19 protein-coding genes and 3 pseudogenes are annotated in these 23,004 nt (G+C 67.6%); 14 read left to right on the top strand and 8 right to left on the bottom strand.

The window, feature by feature from the left end; all coding sequences use genetic code 11:
* The first annotated feature begins 39 nt into the window (after positions 1-39).
* Positions 40-423, top strand: coding sequence for a hypothetical protein (locus tag ACH438_RS39325; protein ID WP_397015005.1), 384 nt, complete (start codon positions 40-42; stop codon positions 421-423).
* Positions 424-807: 384 nt separating this feature from the next.
* Positions 808-1,953, top strand: a complete 1,146-nt coding sequence (locus ACH438_RS39330) for an FAD-dependent oxidoreductase (RefSeq protein WP_397015007.1) — start codon at positions 808-810, stop codon at positions 1,951-1,953.
* Positions 1,954-1,960: 7 nt separating this feature from the next.
* Here ACH438_RS39330 and meaB read toward each other — a convergent pair whose 3' ends face one another.
* The 3 genes from meaB to ACH438_RS39345 form a co-directional block, all read right to left on the bottom strand.
* Complete coding sequence (gene meaB, locus ACH438_RS39335) at positions 1,961-3,064, bottom strand: methylmalonyl Co-A mutase-associated GTPase MeaB (RefSeq protein WP_397015009.1); 1,104 nt, start codon at positions 3,062-3,064, stop codon at positions 1,961-1,963.
* Positions 3,061-5,352 (bottom strand): methylmalonyl-CoA mutase, encoded by a 2,292-nt coding sequence (scpA, locus tag ACH438_RS39340; protein WP_397015011.1) that lies wholly within the window; start codon positions 5,350-5,352, stop codon positions 3,061-3,063. The genes meaB and scpA overlap by 4 nt, the downstream gene beginning before the upstream one ends.
* 70 nt (positions 5,353-5,422) lie before the next feature.
* A complete protein-coding gene (locus tag ACH438_RS39345) occupies positions 5,423-7,288 on the bottom strand; it encodes a methylmalonyl-CoA mutase family protein (protein WP_397015013.1) in 1,866 nt (621 codons plus the stop codon).
* A 182-nt stretch (positions 7,289-7,470) separates the two neighbouring features.
* On the opposite strand from ACH438_RS39345, the gene ACH438_RS39350 reads away from it, so the two are divergent.
* Positions 7,471-8,187 carry a TVP38/TMEM64 family protein gene (locus tag ACH438_RS39350; protein WP_397015053.1) on the top strand — a complete coding sequence of 239 codons (717 nt, stop codon included), beginning with the start codon at positions 7,471-7,473 and terminating at the stop codon, positions 8,185-8,187.
* A gap of 6 nt (positions 8,188-8,193) precedes the next feature.
* On the opposite strand, the gene ACH438_RS39355 is transcribed toward ACH438_RS39350, so the two are convergent.
* A complete protein-coding gene (locus ACH438_RS39355; protein ID WP_397015015.1) occupies positions 8,194-8,889 on the bottom strand; it encodes a L,D-transpeptidase in 696 nt (231 codons plus the stop codon).
* Between the two features lie 64 nt (positions 8,890-8,953).
* Here ACH438_RS39355 and ACH438_RS39360 point away from each other — a divergent pair, with 64 nt between their 5' ends.
* The gene (locus ACH438_RS39360; RefSeq protein WP_397015017.1) at positions 8,954-9,343 is read left to right on the top strand and encodes a pyridoxamine 5'-phosphate oxidase family protein; all 390 of its coding nucleotides are present in this window, start codon (positions 8,954-8,956) and stop codon (positions 9,341-9,343) included.
* A gap of 2 nt (positions 9,344-9,345) precedes the next feature.
* Here the strand turns inward: ACH438_RS39360 and ACH438_RS39365 are convergent, their stop codons facing one another.
* Genes ACH438_RS39365 through ACH438_RS39375 form a run of 3 tightly spaced genes read right to left on the bottom strand, consistent with a single transcriptional unit; the run spans position 9,346 to position 11,951 of the window.
* A complete protein-coding gene (locus tag ACH438_RS39365) occupies positions 9,346-9,822 on the bottom strand; it encodes an NUDIX domain-containing protein (RefSeq protein WP_397015019.1) in 477 nt (158 codons plus the stop codon).
* Between the two features lie 9 nt (positions 9,823-9,831).
* Positions 9,832-11,229 (bottom strand): ABC1 kinase family protein, encoded by a 1,398-nt coding sequence (locus ACH438_RS39370; RefSeq protein ID WP_397015021.1) that lies wholly within the window; start codon positions 11,227-11,229, stop codon positions 9,832-9,834.
* Positions 11,230-11,279: 50 nt separating this feature from the next.
* On the bottom strand, positions 11,280-11,951 hold the full coding sequence (locus tag ACH438_RS39375; protein WP_397015023.1) for a TetR/AcrR family transcriptional regulator: 672 nt from the start codon (positions 11,949-11,951) through the stop codon (positions 11,280-11,282).
* Between the two features lie 226 nt (positions 11,952-12,177).
* Between ACH438_RS39375 and ACH438_RS39380 the strand changes: the two genes are divergently transcribed.
* The 5 genes from ACH438_RS39380 (at position 12,178) to ACH438_RS39400 (ending at position 17,232) form a co-directional block, all read left to right on the top strand.
* Positions 12,178-12,741, top strand: a complete 564-nt coding sequence (locus ACH438_RS39380; RefSeq protein WP_397015025.1) for an SRPBCC family protein — start codon at positions 12,178-12,180, stop codon at positions 12,739-12,741.
* The gene (locus ACH438_RS39385) at positions 12,738-14,297 is read left to right on the top strand and encodes a flavin-containing monooxygenase (RefSeq protein WP_397015027.1); all 1,560 of its coding nucleotides are present in this window, start codon (positions 12,738-12,740) and stop codon (positions 14,295-14,297) included. The genes ACH438_RS39380 and ACH438_RS39385 overlap by 4 nt, the downstream gene beginning before the upstream one ends.
* A gap of 180 nt (positions 14,298-14,477) precedes the next feature.
* The gene (locus ACH438_RS39390; protein WP_397015055.1) at positions 14,478-15,305 is read left to right on the top strand and encodes an ABC transporter permease; all 828 of its coding nucleotides are present in this window, start codon (positions 14,478-14,480) and stop codon (positions 15,303-15,305) included.
* Positions 15,302-16,360 carry an ABC transporter substrate-binding protein gene (locus tag ACH438_RS39395; protein ID WP_397015029.1) on the top strand — a complete coding sequence of 353 codons (1,059 nt, stop codon included), beginning with the start codon at positions 15,302-15,304 and terminating at the stop codon, positions 16,358-16,360. The genes ACH438_RS39390 and ACH438_RS39395 overlap by 4 nt, the downstream gene beginning before the upstream one ends.
* A 71-nt stretch (positions 16,361-16,431) precedes the next feature.
* Positions 16,432-17,232: an ABC transporter ATP-binding protein gene (locus ACH438_RS39400; protein WP_397015057.1), complete on the top strand. Its 801-nt coding sequence runs from the start codon at positions 16,432-16,434 to the stop codon at positions 17,230-17,232.
* Between the two features lie 81 nt (positions 17,233-17,313).
* On the opposite strand, the pseudogene ACH438_RS39405 reads toward ACH438_RS39400, so the two are convergent.
* A pseudogene (locus tag ACH438_RS39405) lies at positions 17,314-17,646 on the bottom strand (transglycosylase family protein); the annotation flags it as partial.
* A 450-nt stretch (positions 17,647-18,096) separates the two neighbouring features.
* Here ACH438_RS39405 and ACH438_RS39410 point away from each other — a divergent pair.
* From ACH438_RS39410 to ACH438_RS39430, 5 genes and pseudogenes are all read left to right on the top strand, one after another.
* Positions 18,097-18,822 (top strand): IclR family transcriptional regulator, encoded by a 726-nt coding sequence (locus ACH438_RS39410; protein ID WP_397015031.1) that lies wholly within the window; start codon positions 18,097-18,099, stop codon positions 18,820-18,822.
* 292 nt (positions 18,823-19,114) lie between these two features.
* Positions 19,115-19,727, top strand: a pseudogene (locus ACH438_RS39415) (hypothetical protein).
* Positions 19,724-20,563, top strand: a pseudogene (locus tag ACH438_RS39420) (ABC transporter ATP-binding protein). The pseudogenes ACH438_RS39415 and ACH438_RS39420 overlap by 4 nt, the downstream one beginning before the upstream one ends.
* Entirely contained in the window at positions 20,556-21,521 is a 966-nt protein-coding gene (locus ACH438_RS39425) for an ABC transporter permease (protein WP_397015033.1), read from the top strand. Before ACH438_RS39420 ends, ACH438_RS39425 begins: the two are co-directional and overlap by 8 nt.
* 27 nt (positions 21,522-21,548) lie before the next feature.
* The gene (locus ACH438_RS39430; protein WP_397015035.1) at positions 21,549-22,895 is read left to right on the top strand and encodes an LLM class flavin-dependent oxidoreductase; all 1,347 of its coding nucleotides are present in this window, start codon (positions 21,549-21,551) and stop codon (positions 22,893-22,895) included.
* The last annotated feature ends 109 nt before the right edge of the window (positions 22,896-23,004 follow it).

A 23,004-nucleotide genomic window follows, 5' to 3' on the forward strand; every position in this document is an offset into this window, starting at 1 on the left:
TCGAGGACAGCGTCTGTCCAGAGTGAACGGATCCGAATCATGGTGTGGCTATTGGTTTCCGGCGGCTGCCTCGTACCGCTGATCTGGGCGGCGGGTGTCTGGGGCCGGCCGCTGCGCACGAGCGAGCCGCGCTGGCGGCGTTCCTTCGAGCACGCGGTGAATACCGGCGAGCGGCCCGAATTCGCCGATCCCGACGACTGGTCCGCGCTACTGGCCGAGCGCCGCCGCGATCACCACGCCGCACTGGGCGCGGCGTCGATCATTGCCGCGATCACGGCGCTGGCCGCGGTGCTCGCGGATACGCTGCCGACGCCGACCCGGGTTGCGTGCCTGGTCTTCCCGTTACTGTTCGTGCTGCACCTGAGTTTGCGGTTGCGGCGGATCGAACAGCTCGAGGCGGCCAACCTGTCAGCGGCGCAATGACATACCTGTCATCGGCGCAGCGACATCGGGGGTAGCAATCCATAGCGATCGAGCAGAATCCACATGATGGCCCATACTCGTTCCGGATCCATCGTCACTCATCTCCTCGCCCGACGACGGCAATCCCTCCCCTTTTCACGACCTCCAGCCGCGTCCCGTCCCTGGTCACAGCGGGATGGGACATCTACGGTATGCCCAAGTCGACCGACCGGAATCATCGAACCCCGAAAACGACCCCCGAACCGTGACTAGACTGGCCATCGGACGCGCGAAGACACAGCTCGGGTATCGGTTAGTCCCGGCGGCGCACCGCGCCAGACACCACACCCCTCGGGTGCGACCTGGGCGTCCCTTCCATTCACCGAATGTTCGAAGGGACTCGTCATGACCCGATTCACCGTCATCATCGCCGGCGCGGGCCTGGGCGGACTCGCCCTGGCACAGGGCCTCCGGCGCGCAGGCATCGACTACACCGTCTACGAACGCGACGCCGCACTCGATTCGCGCCGGCAAGGCTACCGTCTGCACCTCGACAGCGCGGCCGAGCACGCACTACAGCAGACGCTGCCACCGGAGCTCGCCGACCGTTTCCACGCCACCTCCGGGACTCCGCGGCCACGGTTCACCTTGCTCGACCGCGAACTGCGCGAACTCTTCACCCAGGAATCGGACGATATCGCCTACGCCGTCGACCGGCTCACCCTGCGGCGGATCCTGCTGGCGGGCCTCGAGGATTCGGTGACCTTCGGAACCGGCATCGATGGCTACGAGATCGATCGCGACGGCAGGATCGTGGTGCATCTCGACGACGGCAGCACCGCATCGGCCGATGTGCTCGTGGGCGCCGATGGCATCAATTCCGCCGTGCGGCAGCAGTATCTGCCCTATGCCCAGGTCGTGGAGACCGGCGTGTGGCAGATCTACGGAGCCGTCCCACTCGATACCGAGACCCGGAAACTGTTCGACGACAACATGTTCGGCATCTTCACCGCTGTCGCCGGATTCGACGGCACCTTCGCCGGCGTCGCACCCGTGGAGTTCCCGGCGAATACCGGACTGCGCGACTACATGACCTGCTCGTTCGGCGCGCGCAGCGAATGGTTCGAGCAGCGGGTCGCCTCGGTGCGCGATCTCGACGGCACGCAACTACACGACCTGATCACCGCCGCCGTTCGCACCTGGCATCCGCGCCTGCGCGAAATCGTCGCGCACTGCGATCCGGTCTCGCTCTTCGCACTTCCGCTACGCACCAGCGTGCCCATTCCTTCCTGGCCCACGACCCGGGTAACCCTGCTGGGCGACGCGATTCATGCCATGAGTCCCGCCTCGGGTGCGGGCGCCTGCACCGCGTTGCGCGACGCCGCACATCTCAGTGATGCCCTCGTGCAGGCCGCGCAGGGCCGCGATGTGCACGATGCGCTGCACGAATACGAGTGCAACATGATCGACTACGGTTTTGCCGCCGTGCGCGGGGGTGCGGAGAACGGGCAGCGTTTCCTCGGTCAGGATCCGCTGCCCGCTGGCGTGTAGGTGCCGTTCAGCGGCCGTCGTCGAAAGCCCGCAGGATTTCTTCGGCGGCCAGGGCCGGTGTGAGGGAGCCGTCGCGGACGCCTTTTTCCACCTGGGCGCGAATGGATTTCACGTGGGGGTTGTCGGTGAGGCGGCGGAGGAGGTTGTCGTGGACCATGGTCCAGGTCCAGTCGACCTGCTGGCGGCGGCGTTTTTCGGCGAACTCGCCGGCTTCGGTGAGGACGCGGCGGTGGGTGAGGACGGTGCCCCAGAAGTCGCCGAGGCCGGTGCCGTTGAGGCCGCTCATGGTGAGGACCGGTGGGCGCCACAAGGAGTCGCGGGGGTGGATGAGGCGCATGGCGCCTTGCAGTTCGCGGGCCGCGGCCTTGGCTTCGAGTTCGTGGCGGCCGTCGGCCTTGTTGACCGCGACCAGGTCGGCCAGTTCCAGGACGCCTTTCTTGATGCCCTGCAACTGATCTCCGGTGCGGGCCAGCGTGAGGAAGCAGAAGACGTCGACCATATTGGCGACCGTCACCTCGGACTGGCCGACGCCGACGGTCTCCACGAGGATGACGTCGTAGCCCGCGGCTTCCAGGAGCACGATGGTTTCGCGGGTGGCCTTGGCGACGCCGCCCAGGGTCCCCGCGGTCGGGGACGGGCGGATGAAGGCGTCGCGTTCGGCGGCCAGGCGGGCCATGCGGGTCTTGTCGCCCAGGATGGAACCGCCGGTGCGCGTGGAGGACGGGTCGACGGCCAGGACCGCGACCCGATGCCCCTGTTCGATGAGCGAGATGCCCAGCGCGTCGATGAAGGTCGATTTGCCCACGCCCGGAACGCCGGTGATGCCGACCCGGTTCGAATCGATGCGATCGGCCTCGGGGGTGAGCCGCAGCAGCAGTCGCTGAGCCAGCTCCCGGTGGTCACCGCGGGTCGATTCGACCAGGGTGATCGCGCGCGCCAAGCCGGCGCGCTCGCCGTTGCGGACCGACTCGGCGAGCTGATCCACATCGATGACCCGCCGGGCGGCGCGCACACCGCGGGGTGCGGGGCCGCCGACTGCCGTCACACCGGCGGTGGTGCCGAGCCGAGGGTGGATCGCGCCACCCTCGTTCTCGCGTCCGGCCTCGCTCATTCGCCCCCGCCGGTACCGTTCTCGCCGCCCGGGCCGGTTTCGCCTGCGCCGCCGCCGATCTCGTAGCCGAGCGCGTCGCCCAGCTTCTTGATCAGGTCGATGGCCGCGTCGGCGATGACCGTGCCGGGCGCGAAGATCGCGGCCGCGCCGGCCTCGTACAGCTCGTCGAAGTCGCCGGGCGGGATGACGCCGCCGACCACGACCATGATGTCGGGACGTCCGACATCGGCCAGTGCCTGCCGCAGGGCGGGCACCAGCGTGAGGTGACCGGCCGCCAGCGAGGAGACGCCGACGACGTGCACGTCGTTGTCGGCCGCCTGCTGGGCCACCTCTTCCGGGGTCTGGAACAGCGGGCCCACATCGACGTCCATGCCGAGGTCGGCGAAGGCGGTGGCGATCACCTTCTGGCCGCGGTCGTGGCCGTCCTGGCCCATCTTGGCGACCAGGATGCGGGGGCGGCGGCCCTCGGCCTCGGCGAACTCCTCGACCAGCGTGATGGCCTTGCTGATATTGCTCACCTTGCCGGCCTCCTCGCGGTAGACGCCCGAGAGCGTGCGGATCTCGGCCTGGTGGCGCCCGTACACCTTTTCGAGGGCGTCGGAGATCTCACCGACGGTGGCCTTGGCGCGCGCGGCGTTGATGGCCAGGGCGAGCAGGTTGTTGTCCATGCCGCCCTCGGAAGAACCGGCGGCACGGGTCAATTCGGCCAGTGCGCGTTCCACCTCGGCCGCGTCGCGCTCGCCGCGCAGCTTCACCAGTTTGGCGTTCTGCTCGGCGCGCACGCGGGTGTTGTCGACCTTGAGCACCTCGATCGGGGTGTCTTCCTCGACCTGGTACTTGTTGACGCCGATCACCGGCTGCTGGCCGGTGTCGATGCGCGCCTGGGTGCGGGCGGCGGCCTCTTCGATGCGCAGCTTCGGGATGCCCTCCGAAATCGCCTGTGCCATACCGCCGTGCGCCTCGATCTCGGCGATGTGGGCGCGGGCGCGTTCGGCGAGCTGGTGGGTCAGCCATTCCACGTAGTACGAGCCGCCCCACGGGTCGGCGGGGCGAGTCGTGTTGGACTCCTGCTGAATCAGCAGCTGCGTATTGCGCGCGATGCGGGCGGAGAAGTCCGTCGGCAGCGCGAGTGCCTCGTCGAGGGCGTTGGTGTGCAGTGACTGGGTGTGGCCCTGGGTGGCGGCCATCGCCTCCACGCAGGTGCGGGCCACATTGTTGAACACGTCCTGCGCGGTCAGCGACCAGCCCGAGGTCTGCGAATGGGTGCGCAGCGCCAGCGATTTCGCGCTCTTGGGCTCGAACTTGGCGACCAGTTCGCTCCAGAGCAGCCGCCCCGCACGCAGTTTCGCGACCTCCATGAAGAAGTTCATGCCGATCGCCCAGAAGAACGAGAGCCGCGGCGCGAACTTGTCGACCTCCATGCCCGCGTCGATACCGGCCTTGATGTACTCCACGCCGTCGGCGAGGGTGTAGGCCAGCTCCAGGTCGGCGGTCGCGCCGGCTTCCTGAATGTGGTAGCCGGAGATGGAGATCGAGTTGAACTTCGGCATCTTCGCGGAGGTGAAGGCGAAGATGTCGGAGATGATCCGCATCGAGGGCTTGGGCGGGTAGATGTAGGTGTTGCGGACCATGAACTCCTTCAGAATGTCGTTCTGAATGGTTCCGGCCAGCTGCTCCGGCTTGACGCCCTGCTCCTCGGCGGCAACGACGTACAACGCCAGAATCGGCAGCACCGCGCCGTTCATGGTCATCGACACCGAAACCTGATCCAGCGGAATCTGATCGAACAGTTCCCGCATATCCAGGATGGAGTCGATGGCGACACCGGCCATGCCCACGTCACCGGTGACGCGCGGGTGATCGGAGTCGTAGCCGCGGTGGGTGGCCAGGTCGAAGGCGACCGAGAGGCCCTTCTGACCCGACTGCAGGTTGCGGCGGTAGAAGGCATTCGAGTCCGCGGCGGTGGAGAAGCCCGCGTACTGGCGAATCGTCCACGGCTGGTTCACGTACATGGTCGGGTACGGGCCGCGCACGAACGGGGCCAGGCCCGGCACGCTGTCGAGCGGGTAGCCCTGCTCGACGATGCCGTCGCGGTCCGCCTTGGTGAACACCGGCGGCACGTCGATGCCCTCGGGGGTCGCCCAGGTGAGCTGTTCGGGCGCATAGTGATTGGCCTCGGCCGCCTCCTTGACGAAGGCCTCGACCTGCGCACCCTGCACCGGGGCGGTCTCCGCCCCCCCGAGCGGGACCTCGGCGAAACTGCCGATCAGATGCTTGATATCGCTCATCGCCGTGTCCTCTCCGCATGACCGGGGCCCTGCGTGGTTACGCTCCGCTGCCGCCTTCGGGCCTGACCGTTCATGCGGGGGCTCCCAGCTTCTCGAGCAGGCCGGACAGAGCCGTCACCGCATCCATCCGCGCCGTCACGAATCCGTCCGGTCGCTGTGCGCCGGACAGCTCCGCCACCGCCTTCTCCGGTCCGGCCAGCAGCACCGTGGTGATGCCGGCCGCGCGCAGGGCGTCGGTGGCCGCACCGGCCTCGGCGCCGTAGCGGGCGTCCGCACCGCACAGCACCGCGAGCTTTACACCGGATTCGGCTGCCGCCGCGCCGAATCCGGCGAGATCGAGGGCACCCGGATTGACCGATTCGATGCCGCCGGAGGCCAGCAGGTTGGCGGTGAAGGTGACACGCACATTGTGCTCCGAGACCGGGCCCAGCGGCACCAGCAGGGCCTTCGGCCGCGCGCCCTGCGCGGCGAGGTAGGCATCGGAGCGATTGCGCAGCGCCTCGAACGCGGCGCCGTAGGCGGCGGCCGGGCTCGTCGCGCGGGCAGCCTCCGACAGCGGCTTCTCGGCCAGGTTCGGGAATTCGTTCACGCCGGTGACGGCCGTCTTGCGGTGCGCCACATCGGAATCGCGCTTCGCCTTGGTGGCGGCGATCCGCTCGGCGAGCAGGCCCGCCTGCAGGGCGGCCAGGTAACCGCCGGCCTTCTCGATCTCCTGCATGAACTCCCACGCCTTGGCGGCGAGTTCATCGGTGAGCGACTCCACGAACCAGGAACCCGCTCCCGGATCCTGCACGTGACCGAGGTGGGATTCCTCGAGCAGCAGCAGCTGGGTATTGCGGGCCATGCGCTCGGAGAACGCCTGGGACACCTCGAGTTCCCCGGCGGGCAGGGCGTCGTCGAAGGGCAGCACGGTGACGATATCCGCGCCGCCGACACCCGCGCCGAAGGCGGCCAGGGTGGTGCGCAGCATGTTCACCCACGGGTCGCGCTGGCTCATCATGGCCGGCGAGGTCACGGCCTGCTGCGGGGCATTACCGAATTCCGGGGCGCCGCACACCTGCGCCACCCGGGCCCACAAGCGTCGTGCGGCACGGAATTTGGCGATGGTCTCGAACTGGTCGTCGGTGGCGGCGAAACGGAACTCCAGCTGTTCCAGCGCATCCGCGATATCGGCGCCCGCCGCGGTGAGAGCGCGCAGGTACTCCAGGCCCGCGGCCACGGCCGCACCCAGTTCCTGTGCGTCCGAGGCGCCGGCATTGTGGAATGCCACGCCGCACACCATGATCGCGCGCACCGTCTCCGGCCGTGCCACGGCCTGGCGGGCCAGCGCGATCGCGCCGTCCAGGTCGATGGCCTCGCTACCGGCGAACAGGCTGGTCAACGGGGTGGCGCCGAGCTGCACGCGAATGCCCTTGCGATCGGCCACCTGGTAGCCGTCGAGGATCGAGAAGACCTGGGCCGCGGCCGCATCCGCGTCGGTGCCCGCGTCGAGGGTCAGCGGCGCGAGCTCGAAGAGCAGGCCGCGCAAGGCCTGCGGCAGGTCCGCGATCGGGACACCGCGCTCCCCCGCGCCGAGCCACAGTGCGCTCACGCCGTTCTCGAGCGCGAACAGGATCTGCTCGTTGACGGCCTTGGCATCCGGGCCGCCGAAACGCTGGCTCACGAACCAGCCGCGGTGCACATCGCGTTCGGCGTCACCGCCGCGCACGAACGGGAAAGCGCCCGGCAGCGGCTGCTCGGGCAGCTCGTCGCGACGCGTGTAGAGCGGGTTGACCGTCAGGCCGTCGTAGGTCTGGACCGCGAGCAGCTTCTCCGGCTCGTCCGGCAAGTCGGCCACGTCCACCCTGCGGGCCTTTGCCAGCACCCCGGCGACACCCTTGCGCCAGGCGGCATACTCGGGCACCGGCTCGGTGCCCGGGTCGGAAGCAATCGGCATAGCTGCTGTTTCCTTCTTCCACTCACTGACCACATAGCCGATTTCATGGGCATTCGCCCAGCTCAGCAGCCACTTCGGTTAACGAGCATTCATCGTCTTTCTTGTGATGCTAGCGGGACGTTTCCGGATACAGTCGACTGAGTCTCACTACCAGCCGGTAACCTGGCGCGGTGCCAACAACCGTGCGCGGGCCGCTCACCAGCGCCTCCGAACCGCGCAGCCGACTCTTCCAGCAGCTCCGCCGCCTGCGCCGGCCGCGGGTGCTCGCCGTGGTGCTGCTGTGTGCTGTCCTGTTCGCGCTGGCGGCGTTCGCGCCGCATCCGGGTCCGGTGCAGATCCGGCACTGGGCCGATTCGGTCGGGCCGTTGCTACCGCTGGTGTTCTTCGTCCTGCACACGCTGATCTGCATCGCACCGTTTCCGCGCACGGTGTTCACGTTGAGTGCGGGGATGTTGTTCGGGCCGGTTCTCGGCCTGACGCTTGCCCTTTCGGCCACCACGCTCAGTGCGGTGCTGGCGCTGTTGCTGGTGCGCGCGATCGATCATGAGCGGGTGCGGGCGCGGCTCACGCATCCGACGGTCAAGGCGGTCGATGCGCGGCTGGCGCGGCGCGGGTGGCTGGCGGTGGGGTCGTTGCGGCTCATCGCCTTCGCGCCGTTCTCGATCGTGAACTATTGCGCGGGGCTGTCCTCCGTGCGCATGACGCCGTATCTGATCGCGACGCTGATCGGCATCGTGCCCGGGACCATCGGCACGGTGCTGCTGGGTGATGCGCTCACCAACCGCACCTCGCCCGGGCAGATCATTCTCACCGTCGCCTGCCTGGCGGTCGGGATCATCGGACTGGCGATCGATACCCGGCTCGGGGTGCCGGACCCCGAACCGGAAGTCGCGGACTGAGTCCCGCTATTCGGCGACGGAGATGTCGATGACCGGGTGGTCGGCCGGGTCCAGCCAGCGCATGACATCCACGAGCGTGGGACCCGGGACGGTGACACAGCCGGCGGTCGGATTGCCGTCGCCCACATGCAGGAAGATCGCCGACCCGTTGCCCGGTACGACGGGTGAGCGGTTGTAGTCGATCACCACCGCGTGGTCGTAGGCCGGACCGGCCTCACCCAGATCCTCGCCGTCCTCTTCCTTGAACGGGCAGGTGCCGGGGGCGCAGGTGTAGTGGGTGTTGTAGTAGGCCGAGGCAGGGTCCGATACCCACCAATCCTTGTCGGTCACCTGCCGGTAGGGCAGCCGCGTGCCCGGGTTGGGCTGGATACCGAATGCCTCGGTCAGCGGCCAGGTCCCGGCCGGGGTGTGAGCCGTGGTCTCGTTCGCCACGCCGATCCCGTCCGCACCGAGATCCGCGTGCAGCGGACCGAAGACGCGCACCCAGCGATCCCCGTTGCGCTGCCACGCCGTGAGCCGACCGGCGGTATGGGTCGGCGAACCCGACACGACGGTGATCAACTGCTGCGCCGGACCGTGATACGAGGGCTGTAGCGAATCCGTGCTCGGCCCGCTGTTCCGACCGCTGCCGCCACAGGCAGAAACCACGAAGAAGACCGCTACCGCGGCCAGCACACTGCCGACATGGCGAATACGAGGCACAACGAACAAGTCTGGCCTATGAACCTGGCAGTCCTCGCACCGGCGCGGTCGGTACGCTGGGGCGATGAGTCAAGTCGTGGCATCGGACGAGCTCGAGCAGACGCTCGCCGGATACGGGATCGCCTACCTCATCACCATCGGGGCGGATATCCGGCCGCACGCCGTCGAGGTGCACGCGGAACTCGACTCGCACCGATTCCTCGTGGCCGACACCGGCAACAGCACGCGCCGCAATATCGGCGAGCGCGATACGGTCACCCTGCTGTGGCCACCGCTCGAGCCTGGCGGCTACACGCTGCTCGTGGACGGCACCGCCACTCTCACCGACCGCGGCATCGAAATCGTGGTCACCCGGGCCGTGCAGCACCGCGCGGCGACCGAGGTCAGTCAGAGCGTGGGCGCGTGCGGCAGCGATTGCCATCCGCTGGCCATTGCCGCGCAACCGGGTTCGTAAGGTCAGGCGGGCGCGAAGCCGTCCTCCAGGTAGGTGGTGAAACCGGCGGCGCGAGCCTGGCGGGCGGCAATGGCTCTGCGGGCCAGCAGGTCTGTCAGCCGCGTGGCGGCTTCCTCGTCATCGCACCAGGCCCACGAGCGCAGTTCCTCGGCGGGCAGGCGGATCGAATCCCGTTGCGCGGGGCTGAGTGTGCCGCCGTCGTAGACGAAGATCAGGCCCTCGGTGCGTTGCGGGATCGGGGGTACCCAGTCCACCGCGAGCAGGCGGCCCGGTGAGATCGTGAGCGCGAGTTCTTCGGCGATTTCGCGGATGGCGCCGGCCCGCGGGGATTCGTCGGCTTCGATCACGCCGCCCGGTAGTTCCCAATGGTTCTTGTAGGTGGGTTCCACCAAGAGGATTCGGTCCGACTCGTCGAAGAACAGGACGCTCGCGGCGGCTCGTTTGCGCGGCAGGGATGCGAGGTATTCGAATCTGTCCACACGGTCAGGCTATGTGTGTTCGCCGGTGCGCCACTGCTGTTCGAGTCGGCCGAGTTCGGTGCGGGGGCTTTCGCCGTAGATCCACTCGCGGGCGATCCGGTGCCAATTGGCGGAGGCGCGCAGGGTGCCGAGCAGGGCGAGGGTGCCGTATTCGACGCGGCGGGCCAGGGCGTGTTCGGCGGGGGCGTATTGGTCTCGCCAACGGTCGAAGTAGGCGCGGCGGGGATCTATCCAGGTGAACAGGGCGGTGGCGCCGGCATCTTCGGGAATGCGGATGTCGGCGTCGGTGAGCAGCCAGCCGGAGATCTCGTGGAACATGCGCAGGCATTCCTCGGGCGTGGCGGGGGCGTCGTCGTCGAGGACGCCGTAGCCGACCAGCAGGGCCCGGAGGTCGCCGGCGCGGTATTCGGCGGCGGCTCGGACGCAGTCCATCTCGAATTCGACTGCGGCGGCGTCCATCTCCTTGAACAGGCCGAAGTCGAGGAAGACCACCGCGCCGTCGGGGGCCAGGACGATATTGCCCGGATGCGGGTCGCTGGTGAAGCGGCGGAAGCGCAGCATGGAACCGGCGTAGAAGCGCATGACGATTTCACCCACGCGGTCACGGGTCGCGGCCGGCAGGGCGGCGATGCCGGAGAAGGGTGTGCCCGCGGCGAATTCGGTGACCAGGACGTGCGGGGTGCACAGTTCCGAGATCACTTCGGGGATGCGGATGAAGGGGTGGCCGCGGTACATCTCGGCGATGGTGCGGTGGTTCTCGGCTTCGATCCGGTAGTCGGTCTCGGCGGCCAGGTGGGTGGAGAGTTCCCGGTACAGGACGCGATCGTCGAAAACCGGTGCGAGGACGCGGGTCATGCGCATGAGCAGGGCCAGATTCTTGACGTCGGCACGGACTGCCACGTCGATGCCGGGGTATTGGACCTTCACGGCCACCGTGCGGCCGTCGGCCAGCCGCGCGCGGTAGACCTGCCCGATCGAGGCGGCGCCGATGGGTTCGGCCTCGAACTCGGCGAAGATTTCCGCCAATGGACGGCCGTAGTCGGATTCGATGACCGTGCGCATGCGTTCGAAGGACACCTGCGGCGCGCGATCGTAGAGTTCGGCGAGCTTGCGCTGGAAGCGTTCTCGCTGTTCGGGCGGGATGGTGGTGCGGCCGAAGACCGCCAGCGGATCGAACATGGACAGCAGCTGCCCGGCCTTCATGGCCAGGCCTTTCATGCTGCCCAGCACGGTGACGATGTCCTCGGCCGCGTCGGCCAGGGCGCGTTCGGTGCGGGCCGCGCGTTCCTCCTCGCTCGCGCGGACCGCCGAGAGGGTGACGCCGGCGCCGCGGACGGCTTGGCCCGCAACGAGTTTGCCGAGCTGGGCGCCGCGCAGCACGCGCGAGGTGACTATCTCATCCGACATCGGATCATCCCCGTTCTGCTGCGGCCGAGATTAGCAGACGTGGATGTCCGTTAATTGGAGTTCGGGGTTGCCCGCAGTCCCGGCGACAGCACCGCCATGACGGTTTCGGAGTAGCGGCGGCGGTCGAATTCGCCTTCGCCCTGCAGGGTCCGCATGACCGGAGGAATGGTGAGCGCCAGCAGCATCCAGGCCACATTGGCCACATCGAGGTCGGCGCGCAGCACGCCGGCGTCGACGGCGCGGGCCAGGAATCGTTCGAGGGTGGCGCTGAGTACCCCGCCCAGGCCGAGCAGCCGGGCATTGAGGTCGTCGTCGATGCCGGTCAGGTCGAACAGCAGCGCGCGCATGAGCGCGGGTTCGGATTCGGCGATGTGGCACATCCGGTCCACGGCCGAAACCCATGCGCCCACCAGGGATTCGAGGGTGATGTCGAGTCCGGTCAGGCCCGGTTCGAACAGGTCGCCCACGATATCGGTGAGGATGCGGTCCAGGCCGTAGTCCACGACATCGTCGAGAATGGCGCGCTTGCTGTCGAAGTAGCGGTAGAAGGTGCCGTAGCCGACGCCCACCTCCGCGGCGATATCGGCGGCGGTGGCGGTGGCGTAGCCCTTGGTGGTGAACACGCGGTAGGCGGCCTCGATCAGCTCGCGACGTCGGCGTTCGGCATTCCGCTCGTCCCGTGGCCGGCCGGGACCGCGCGCGGGCTTGGCTGGTTCGGTCATCCAGGACATCGTATGCGGCTCGATGCGCTCGGGCGGGCGGCGGCGAGCGGGCACCTCTTGCACCACCGTCCCAGACGGGTGTACTTTAACTGACGTTAACGTCATCTAATTGACCGCAGGTACAGCCTACGGACATCACTTTCACACATCCAGCGATGGACGCCGTGGAGTCCACCAGCGGAATCGTCTGAGACGCGCGTCTCGCGTTCGACAAGGGAGTCGTCCTATGCCCCAGCCAGCCCCGCTCCTGCCTTTCCTGCACACTCAGCACGCGGCAGCGCCCATCGACGACTCCGTCTTCGACACGGCCGCACTGGTTTTCACCACCGAGTACGAATTCGACGCGCCGCCGAGCGCCGTGTGGACCGCCCTCGACGACGATCACGCGTGGAAGTGGCTGCCGTTCCCTGGTGTCGGCGTGCGCTACGACTCGCCGGATCGGGGCGAGGGCGTGGTGCGTGAGATGGGTTCGGTCTTCGCGCCGTGGCGGTTCGGCTGGGTCGAGCGTGAACACTTCTGGCGGTACGAGCCCGGCAAGCGGATCACTTTCGGTGTGGTGAGCGGGAACTGGAGTCAATACCTGCTGGTCCGCCAGTATGCCGAGGATGTCACCTTCGACGAGATTCCCGGCGGCACCAAGGTGGTCTGGACGGTTGCCGTCACGCCGCGGCTGCCGCTGCGCTTCGCCACCTGGTTCCCGCCGGTGTGGAAGATCGCCTACCGCATCGGGTTCGGGCCCGGCATGCGCAAACGCCTGCGCGAGATCGCGCCGGCCGGAGGCGCCCGATGAGCAGCACGGACACCGCGGATCTGACCGCGACCGAAGCGACCGAGACGCTCGAAACGCCGCAGCACGAGGTCATCGTGATCGGCGCGGGTATCGGCGGCATCTGCGCCGGGGTGAAGTTGCAGGAGATCGGGATCGACGATTTCCTCATCGTCGACCGGGTCGGCGGGCTCGGCGGCACCTGGTACAGCCATCACTATCCCGATGCCGGGTGCGATATCCCGACCACCACCTATCAGTTCTCCTTCGCGCGGAAGCCGGACTGGGACCGGCTGTTCGCCAAACGCGATCAGATCCTGGAATACCTCGAAGAGGTGGCCGCCGATCATGATCTGCCGCGGCGCATGCGCTTCGGCGTCAATGTGGTGCAAGAAGTCTGGGACGATGCCCATGACCTGTGGCGGCTGCACCTGGAATCCGGTGAAGTGCTCACGGCGCGGTTCGTGATCAGCGCGGTCGGGGCGTACATCAATCCCAAACTGTCGCCGAACATTCCGGGGCTCGGATCGTTCACGGGTGTGTCCATGCACCCCTCGGACTGGAATCACGACTACGACTTCACCGGTAAGCGGGTCGCCATCATCGGGGTCGGTGCGAGCACCATGCAGATCGCACCCCAGCTCGCACCGCAGGTCGCGAGCCTGGACATCTACCAGCGCACACCACAGGTGTATCTGCCGAAACCCGATTTCGTGCTGCGCAAGTGGATGCAGCAACTACTGGCGCTGCCGGGTGGTTCGGCGGCGGCGAACGGGGTCGCGCAGGTGCTGATCGATTCGATGTTGCGCGTCGCGGTCTACACACCGCACCCGTTGTGGCGGCTGGGTGCGCGGGGTATCGATGCGGCCGGGCGGCAGCTGTACGCCGGCTGGGTGCGAATCAAGGTGAAGGACAAGGCGACCCGGGACAAGCTGCGGCCCGGATTCGGCATCGTCTGCATTCGCGGCGGGTGCGGTGGCGGCTATCTGCCGGCGCTCAATCGCGACAATGTCGACCTCATCACCGGCGGGATCGCGGAGGTGACCCCGGACGGCATCCGTACCGCCGACGGGACGGAGCGGCCGATCGACGCGCTGGTGCTGTCGACGGGATACGAGGTGTTCTCCGATCCGGAGAGCTACAAGCCGGGAACGGTGCTGGGCCGCAATGGCTTCGACCTCGGCCTGTTCTACAACACCGAGGAGCTGAAGGCGTATTACAGCACCTCGGTGGCCGGGGTTCCGAATCGGTTCATCATGATCGGCCCGTATTCGTGGACGGGTACGGCGTTCCATTACTTCGTCGAGAACTCCATGCGGCATATCGCCGCGGTGATCGACGAGACCCGCCGGCGCGGGGCGCGGTCGGTGGAGGTGCGGCCCGAGGCGCAGGAGCAGTTCCACCGCAATATGCTGCGCAGCGGCCGGAATCTGGCCTATTACCTGGAGACTCGGTGCGAGGGCTCGAACAGCTACTTCGTGAATTCGCAAGGTAAGTCGCCCTATATCCGGCCGTGGTCGTTGCTGAAGACCTATCGGCGGGCGGTGCGTTTCGATCGGGACGACTACCGGTATCGGTAGGAGTTGCGATCACGGTGAGTGTGAACCTCGTCCTCGCGGGGCGCGGCGGCCAGGATCGGACCGGACGGTCTCGGCCTGGGACCGCCGCCACCCGAGCAGACAGGACGAGTGCGCACCGTGACGCCATCACCGACCGTTGCCGTCACCGGCGAGGTGCTCGCCCCGGCCCGCCTGTCCGCAGTGCTCAGGGCCGGGCGGGGCGGCGTGCGGGTGCGCGGGATCGTGGTGCGAGTGGTCTCGCTGGCCGGCTTCGTGGCGCTGTGGTGGGCGGTCAGTGCCGCCAAACTGGTTGACGCGCAGTTTCTTCCGACGCCGCAGGCGGTATGGCACGCGTTCGTGCGCGCCAACAGCCGGCACGAACTCGCCCCCGGTGTCCCGCGGCAGGTGCGCGGGGAGCAGAACTACTTCCTGTGGGAGCATCTGGTCGCGAGCCTGCAGCGCATCGGCATCGGGGCGGGGGCCGCGGTGCTGCTCGGCCCGCCGGTCGGATTCCTGCTCGGCACCTCCCGCGCGGTCAGCGCGATCGTCGAGCCGTACCTCAACTTTCTGCGCATGCTGCCGCCACTCGGCTATATCGGGCTGCTGATCGTGTGGTTCGGGATCGGCGACACCTCCAAGGATTGGCTGTTGTTCCTCGCGGCCTTCCCGCCGATCGTCATCTCGACCGTCGCAGGGGTGCAAGGGGTTTCGCAGGATCGGGTCAATGCCGCCCGGTCCCTGGGCGCGAACCGGTTGCAGGTGATCACGCGGGTGCTGTTCCCGTCCACGCTGCCCGAGATCATCGGCGGGGTGCGGGTGGCGATCGGGTTCGCGTGGACCACCGTGGTCGCCGCGGAGCTCAACAATGGCATTCCGGGGATCGGCGGGCTCGCGTATCTGGCCGGGCAGCAGTTGAATACGCCGCTCACCGTGGCCTGCATCATCGTCATCGGTCTCACCGCGCTCGCTCTGGACGCGGTCATCAAGTGGATAGGCGCGGTCCTCGTGCCGTGGAAAGGTAGAGCGTGAAGCGCAGTTTCGTGTCGTTGGCGATAGCCGGGGTTCTCACCGTGGCGCTGGCGGGATGTGTGTCGTCGGGGCGCAGTGATCAGTCGAGCGGCACCGGCGCCAAGGCCGACTGCCCGGTGGCGGTGGACGACACCTTCACCGGTGCGGTGCGCATCGGATACCAGGACATTCCCAATGGCGATCTGATCGTCAAGGATGCCGGGCTGCTGGAGACCTGCCTGCCCAAGGCACAGATCACCTGGTCGAAGTTCGCCTCCGGCGCCACGGTGGTGCAGGCGTTCGGCGCCAAATCGCTGGATCTGGGTCTGCTCGGCAGTGCGGCGGTGGCGCAGGCGGTTTCGCCGCCGTTGAGCCTGCCGGTGCAGGCGGTGTGGATCCACGATGTGATCGGGCCGGCCGAATCGCTGGTCGCCAAGGACGCGAGCATCACCTCGGTGGCGGCGTTGAAGGGCAAGAGGATCGGGGTGCCGTTCGCGAGCACCTCGCACTACAGCCTGCTGGCGGCGCTCAACGCCGCCGGGATCGAAAACGATGTGACGCTGGTGAATCTGCAGCCGGATGCGCTGCTCGCGGCGTGGAAGTCGGGCGGGATCGACGCGGCCTTCGTGTGGGATCCGACGCTGGCCGAACTGCAGAAGACCGGGCATGTGGTGACCACCGCGGCCGATACGGCCAAGGGCGGCAAGCCGACCTACGATCTCGAGGGCGCGCGCACCGAGTTCGTGGCCGCGAACCCGAAGTTCCTCGCGGTGTGGACGGCGGCGCAGAACTGGGCCGTGCATCAGCTCGCCGCCGATCCGCAGGGGGCGGCGACCCATATCTCCGCGCAGCTCGGTGTGCCGGTGGACGAGGTCCGCACGCAGCTCGCCGGCTACACCTACCTGGATGCGGCCACCCAGGCCGGCGCGGCCTACCTCGGTAAGCAGCTCGGGTCGGATCTGCAGAGCACGGCACAGTTCCTGTTGAGCCAGGGCCAGATCCAGGGCGTCGCGTCGCCGGACAAGTACGCGGGCGCGGTCTACGCCGATGCCGCCACCACGGTGAGCGCGAAGTGATCACCACCCGCGAACGCCGAGCGACCAGAGCGGCCACCCGTGACGGCCGGACGGCCGGCGCGGGTCAAGGCCTGACAGCAGCTGGTCCGGCGGGGCGTGATCGGGTGGTGCTGAGTGAGGTCTCCCAGACCTATGCGACGCCGACCGGTGACACGGTCGCGCTCTCCCCCACCGATCTGGTCATCGAACCCGGGGAGTTCGTCAGCATCGTCGGGCCGTCCGGTTGCGGTAAGACGACGCTGCTGCAGCTGCTGGGCGGCTTCCTCGAGCCCACCACGGGCACGCTGCGGGTGGGCCAGGATGCGGTGGCCGGGCCAAGTCCGGATCGGGGTGTGGTGTTCCAGTCGCCGACGCTGTATCCGTGGCTGTCGGTGCGCGGCAATGTCGAGTTCGGGCCGAAGTGCCGTGGGGTGGATCGCCGGACGCGGCGTGCCGAGGCCGAGCGGCTGCTGCGGCTGGTCGGGCTCGCCGAGGCGGGCGACAAGAAGCCCTACGAGCTGTCCGGCGGCATGCAGCAGCGGGCGCAGATCGCGCGCGTGCTGGTCAACGATCCGCGCATCGTCCTGATGGACGAGCCCTTCGGGGCGCTGGATCAGTTGACCCGCGAACGCCTGCAGGTGGAGTTGCTGCGGCTGTGGCGGGATGCGGCGAAAACGATTGTGTTCGTGACCCATTCGGTGGAGGAGGCGGTGTTCCTGTCCACCCGCGTGCTCGTCATGAGCGCCCGGCCCGGACGCGTCATCGTCGATCGGCGCATCGAACTTCCCGGCGACGGGGACGCCGTGGTGCGTGATCTCGAAGTGATCGCGACGCCCGAATTCCAGACCGTGAAGTCCGAACTGGCGCAGGCGATCTACGCCGCTCACAAATAGGTTTTGCAAATGCAATGGGCCCGCTTCGCTAATGGCGAAGCGGGCCCATTGTTTTGCGCTGAGTGCGAGCGGAGCGTCTTACAGGTACGCGCCGCAGACGGGCCAAGCGCCCGCGCCCTGGCCGGCGAGCACGTTCTCCGCGACGCGGATCTGCTCGTCACGGCTGGCGTTGGACGCGCTACCGTTACCGCCGTAGGCGTTCCAGGTGCTCTGGGTGAACTGCAGGCCGCCATAGAAACCGTTGCCGGTGTTGGCGCCCCAGTTTCCGCTGCTCTCGCAGTTGGCGACGGCATCCCAGTCGTGTCCGGCGGCCGAGGCGGTCGCGGTGGACAGAGCGAACGGGACCGACACGAGTGCGCCGACGGCCGCGGTGGCGGCGAGCATACGGGTGGTGAGCTTCCGGTTGCGATGCATATGGGATTCCCTGCCTGCGCCCACCGCCCGCCGTGAAACTCACGGGTTCCCGTCCCCAGGGATGTCGGTTGCGTTCGAATCGCGGGACGGGTTAGCCGGTGTTCGGCGATTCGAGTTCGGGCTCGTCGATTCGAGCCGAGAACGACGGTAACGGAACAATCACGTTGAATCACGGGGCGATCACGGCGGGTTGACAAATCGATCTCGACCGTACTTATCCAGTTTTCGCAGATGGCATCGAACGCCGCGCGAATTACAGTTCTGGAATTAGCATGCGGAATTGTGACGGAGGTCACGCGAAATGCGTGATCCGCATCGCGTAATACAAAACCTTTACGGGACGATCGTGCGGAGCAGACCCCTCGGATCCCCCTGCGCACAACCATTGCCCCAGGTCAGGATGCTGGTGATAGTTCCGGAGACGTCGTTTCCGGTACCGCAGGAGGCACCATGACCACCACCGACGAACCACGTTCCGGCGCCCGCGCCGTGGATCGGGCGATAGCGGTGCTCACCTGCTTCGAGGGCGACGATCCCGAGCTGACCCTCAGCGAACTGGCCCAGCTCGCCGATCTGCCGCTGAGCACCACGCACCGCCTCGCCCAGGCCCTCGTGCGCGGGCGACTGCTCGAACAGGACCCGGCGACCGATCGTTACCGAGTCGGGCACACCCTGGCCTCGCTCGCCCGGCCCGCCCTCACCCGGCTGGGCCTGGACTCGGCCGCGCCGCACCTCTACGCGCTGGCCGCGGGCATCCGCATCACCGTCAGCGTGAGCATGGTCGAGCAGCGCGACGCGGTCACGGTCTTCCAGGCCCGGCCGCCGGTGTCGTTCTGTCATCACCAGGTGCCGCGGGCGCGGCAATCACTGCGGACCAGCGCGGCCGGGCAGGCCCTGCTCAATCAGGATGGGGTCGGCCGGACCGGGTTCGCCTCCGAGCTCATCCCGACCGACGATCCGATCCGTGCCGTCGCGGTGCCGATCCTGGGCAGTGATCGGCGGGTACGCGGCGCCCTGGCCGTGCAGGCGCGTTCAGCCAGACTCGACGACGAGCTGCTGCGCAGCGTGGTGCCCGCCCTGCGCATCGCCGCGGGCCGGATCGCGCCGCTGTTCCAAACCGGCGGTGTCACAACCGATCTCGAATCGGTGCCGGCGGCCGAATTACGCTCACGGTGATTTCCACATCGTGAAATGGCGGTTGCCCCGGGACGCGGGGCACCGCACCATGAGAACAACCTGATCATTACCACTTCCGTACTCCTGCAAAGGACCTGGAATGATCCCCTTCATTTCCTTCACACGGCGCCGCGCGGTCGACCTCATGCGCGTCGCGCCCGGTAGCTGTCGCGCCTGATTCGGCGCCGAATTTCCGGCCCGCTGCGTAAGACCAGGAAGCCCCGCGGCTTTCCTGCGCCTCTCCATGCCCGAATCACCTTGCCCGACCGACGTATTCATCGAAAGAGTCCACATGTTCTCCCCCGCCCGACCGCGCCTGCGGCGCGCCCTGGTCGCCGCTTTCGCCGTCTGCACCGCCGTCGCCGTGCTGTCCGGCTGCGCGAAAACCGACGCCGGCACCACCTCCGACGGCAAGACGGTGGTCCGCTACCAGGGCACCACCGGCCAGGTCGAAGCCTACGAACTGGCCGCCGACCTGGGCTATTTCACCAAGATCCAGCTGAAGTGGGAGGGCGGACACCACCAGCGGCCCGGCCAACGACTACCTCGAGCAGCATGGCGATGCGGTGGCCGATTTCGTGCAGGGCACCGCGCGGGCCACGCGCTGGCTGCAGGTCACCCCGCACGATGAGGTGGTGGCGCGGATGACCACGATCATCCAGAAGCGCGTGCGCAACGAGAACGCCGATCTCCTGAAGTACTACAAGTCCTACGGCGTACCGGTGCCGGGCGCAGTGATCCAGGATCGCGAACTGCAGATCTGGATCGACTGGCTCGTGCGCAACGGCCAGCTGCCCGCCGGGAAGATCGCCGCCAACGACATCTACACCAACAAGTTCAACCCCTATGCCAACGGCACGTATCCGCCCACCAGCGGTCCGAGCGGCGAGGAGATCGCGAAATGAGCGATACCGCAGTCAAACTCGCGCTCACCGGGGTGCGCAAGGAATTCCGGGTCCGCGGGGAGAAGGGCGCGTTCACCGCGCTCGACGACATCAGCGTCGACGTGCGCGACGGGGAATTCCTGGTCCTGGTCGGGCCGAGTGGCTCGGGCAAGTCGACCCTGCTGGATCTGCTGGGCGGGCTGACCCAGCCCAGCGGCGGGCAGATCCTGCTCGACGGCGAACCGGTGACGGCGCCGGGGCTGGATCGCGGGATCGTGTTCCAGCAGTACGCGTTGCTGCCGTGGCGGTCCGCGCGGGCGAATATCGAATTCGGGCTGGAGGCCAAGGGGATTCGCCGGCGGGCGCGGCGCGGGATCGCCGAACATTAGCTGGAACTGGTGGGCCTGGCCGGATTCGGTGACCGCTATCCGCACGAATTGTCCGGCGGGATGAAGCAGCGCGTCGCCATTGCCCGCAGTCTGGCCTTCGATCCGGAGGTGCTGCTGATGGACGAGCCGTTCGCGGCCCTCGATGCGCAGACCCGGGAATCGTTGCAGGACGAGCTGCTCCGCATCTGGCGGACCACCGGCAAGACCATTCTGTTCATCACCCACGGCATCGACGAGGCCGTCTACCTCGGTCAGCGCGTGGCCGTGCTCACCTCGCGACCCGGGCGGATCAAGGCCGTGGTCGATATCGACCTCGAGCACGACACCGCGGAGGACATCCGCTCGAGCGAACGCTTCCGCGAGGTCCGCCACCACATCTGGACGCTGCTGCACGACGAGGTCGCCCGCGCCCAGGACCTGGAGCAGGCCGCCCTGGCCGCCACCGACAGGAGGTCCACCCATGTCTAGCGCCATACGCATCGGCGCGGAAACGCCCCGGCTGCTGCCGGATCCGGCGATCTCGGAGACAGCCGCCCTGACGACCGCCACACCCGAGGCCCCAGAAGAAGCCTCGAGCGCCGCCGCAGCCTCAGCTGATCTCGATTCGCCCAGGGTCGCAGAAGGGGTGAGCCGCACCGCGTTCGCCGCACGAGTTGCCCGCGCTACCGGGCGGATCGGCTGGCGGATTCTCAAACCCTCCCTGGTGATCGCGGTCTTCCTCGCGATCTGGGAGATGGCGCCGCGGGCAGGGGTGGTGGATCAGATCTTCCTGCCGCCGTTCTCCACCGTGGTGCAGGCCGCGTGGGAGTTGATCCGGAACGGGCAGATGTGGGAGCACGTTTCGACGAGCCTGACGCGGTCGTTGGTCGGGTTCGCCATCTCGCTGGTCTTTGCAGTTCCGGCCGGTGTGGCCATTGCCTGGTATCGGCCGGTGGCCGACTTGCTGAATCCGGTGCTCGAACTGTTCCGCAATACCGCCGCGCTCGCACTGCTGCCGGTGTTCATTCTGATTCTCGGTATCGGTGAGACGTCCAAGATCGCGCTGGTGGTGTATGCGGCGTTCTTCCCGATCCTGCTCAATACCATCGGCGGGGTGCGGACCGTCGATCCGCTGCTCATCAAATCCGCGGTGTCGCTGGGGTTCTCACCGATCCGGTTGTTCCAGAAGGTGATTCTGCCCGCGTCGGTGCCCGCGATCTTCACCGGTCTGCGGATGGCGGCGTCGGCATCCATTCTGGTGCTCATCGCCGCCGAAATGGCCGGTGCGCGCTCGGGTCTGGGCTATCTCATCACCGCGGCGCAGCAGAACTTCGAGATTCCGGACATGTATGCCGGGATTCTCGCCATCTCCCTGGTGGGGCTCGCCTATAACGGCGTGCTCGTCGCCATCGAACGCCGCCTGTCCCGGTGGCGCACGCAGCGGTAACGAACCGCAGAAGGAATACACATCTCCATGTCGCAGTCGGACAAGACTTTTCACATCAATGCCTTCCTGATGGGTGTCGGGCATCATGAGGCCGCCTGGCGGCATCCGCGCACCGAGGAGCATCGGGTGCTCGATGTCGAGCATTTCCGGGAGTTGGGCCGCATTGCCGAGCGCGGGAAACTGGATTCGGTGTTCTTCGCCGACGGGCTCGCGATCGGGCCGCGGATCAAGCGCAATGCGCTGGCCGTGTTCGAGCCGGTCACCCTGCTCGCCGCGATCGCCACCGCCACCGAACATGTGGGGCTGATCGCCACCGCGTCGACCACGTACAACGAACCGTTCACTCTCGCTCGTAAATTCGCCTCGCTGGATCACATCAGCAATGGCCGGGCGGGCTGGAATATCGTCACCTCCGGCAACGAGGACGAGGCGTTCAACTACGGCTACGACTCCATTCCCGAGCACGCCCGCCGCTACGAGCGCGCCCAGGAATTCGTGGACCTGGCCATTCGGCTCTGGGACAGCTGGGAATCCGATGCGGTGGTGCTGGATCCGGAGACCGGCATCTTCGCCGACCCGGACAAGGTGCACACGCTCGACTACCAGCGCGAACGGTTCAAGGTGCGCGGGCCGTTGAACTCGCCGCGCAGCCCGCAGGGGCGGCCGCTGCTGGTGCAGGCCGGATCCTCGGAGAGCGGAAAGGAATTCGCCGCGCAATATGCCGAGGCGGTGTTCACCGCGCAGCGCACGCTCGAAGAAGGACAGCAGTTCTACCGGGATCTCAAAGCGCGGCTGCCCAAGTACGGGCGTTCGGCCGGCGAACTGAAGGTGCTGCCGGGGCTGGTGCCGTTCATCGCCGATACCGAGGCCGAGGCGCGGGCGCTGGAACAGGAATTCACCGAGCTCATCTCCCCCGATTACGCGCTGCGGCAGTTGTCGAATCTGCTGGGCATCGATCTCACCGAGCACGCTCTCGACGCGCCGCTGCCGCCGCTGCCCGCCGAGAGCGAAATCGAAGGCGGTAAGAGCCGATTCACCCTCGTCAAGGAGCTCGCCGAGAAGGAGGAGCTGACCGTGCGCCAGCTCATCGGCAAGCTCGGCGGCGGTCGCGGGCACCGCACCTTCGCCGGCACGCCCGAACAGATCGCCGATGAACTGCAGACCTGGTTCGAGCAGGGCGCGGCCGACGGATTCAACATCATGCCGCCGTATCTGCCCGGCGGGCTGGAGGACTTCGTCGATCGGGTGGTGCCGATCCTGCAGGAGCGCGGGCTCTTCCCCACCGACTACACCGCCACCACCCTGCGCGGGCATTACGGGCTCGATCCCGTGGAAAGCCAGTTCGCGCCCACCCGGACCCAGGCGACGGCCTGATCGCAGGAAACAGGAAGGAATCTCAATGAAGATGTCAAGCCCCTCCGGTGGCTGGGATCGGTGCCTGAGGAGTGAATTCCCGGCCGTCGCGCAGCAGTGCCCACAGCAC

Source organism: Nocardia sp. NPDC020380 (genome assembly GCF_044386975.1).
Classification (GTDB): Bacteria; Actinomycetota; Actinomycetes; order Mycobacteriales; family Mycobacteriaceae; genus Nocardia.

Bases quoted from the DNA above. Each gene is read 5' to 3' on its own strand.
- ACH438_RS39325 (WP_397015005.1), top strand. From the start codon at position 40: ATGGTGTGGCTATTGGTTTCCGGCGGCTGCCTCGTACCGCTGATCTGG.
- ACH438_RS39330 (WP_397015007.1), top strand. From the start codon at position 808: ATGACCCGATTCACCGTCATCATCGCCGGCGCGGGCCTGGGCGGACTC.
- meaB (WP_397015009.1), bottom strand. From the start codon at position 3,064: ATGAGCGAGGCCGGACGCGAGAACGAGGGTGGCGCGATCCACCCTCGG.
- scpA (WP_397015011.1), bottom strand. From the start codon at position 5,352: ATGAGCGATATCAAGCATCTGATCGGCAGTTTCGCCGAGGTCCCGCTC.
- ACH438_RS39345 (WP_397015013.1), bottom strand. From the start codon at position 7,288: ATGCCGATTGCTTCCGACCCGGGCACCGAGCCGGTGCCCGAGTATGCC.
- ACH438_RS39360 (WP_397015017.1), top strand. From the start codon at position 8,954: ATGAGTCAAGTCGTGGCATCGGACGAGCTCGAGCAGACGCTCGCCGGA.
- ACH438_RS39370 (WP_397015021.1), bottom strand. From the start codon at position 11,229: ATGTCGGATGAGATAGTCACCTCGCGCGTGCTGCGCGGCGCCCAGCTC.
- ACH438_RS39375 (WP_397015023.1), bottom strand. From the start codon at position 11,951: ATGACCGAACCAGCCAAGCCCGCGCGCGGTCCCGGCCGGCCACGGGAC.
- ACH438_RS39380 (WP_397015025.1), top strand. From the start codon at position 12,178: ATGCCCCAGCCAGCCCCGCTCCTGCCTTTCCTGCACACTCAGCACGCG.
- ACH438_RS39385 (WP_397015027.1), top strand. From the start codon at position 12,738: ATGAGCAGCACGGACACCGCGGATCTGACCGCGACCGAAGCGACCGAG.
- ACH438_RS39410 (WP_397015031.1), top strand. From the start codon at position 18,097: ATGACCACCACCGACGAACCACGTTCCGGCGCCCGCGCCGTGGATCGG.
- ACH438_RS39425 (WP_397015033.1), top strand. From the start codon at position 20,556: ATGTCTAGCGCCATACGCATCGGCGCGGAAACGCCCCGGCTGCTGCCG.
- ACH438_RS39430 (WP_397015035.1), top strand. From the start codon at position 21,549: ATGTCGCAGTCGGACAAGACTTTTCACATCAATGCCTTCCTGATGGGT.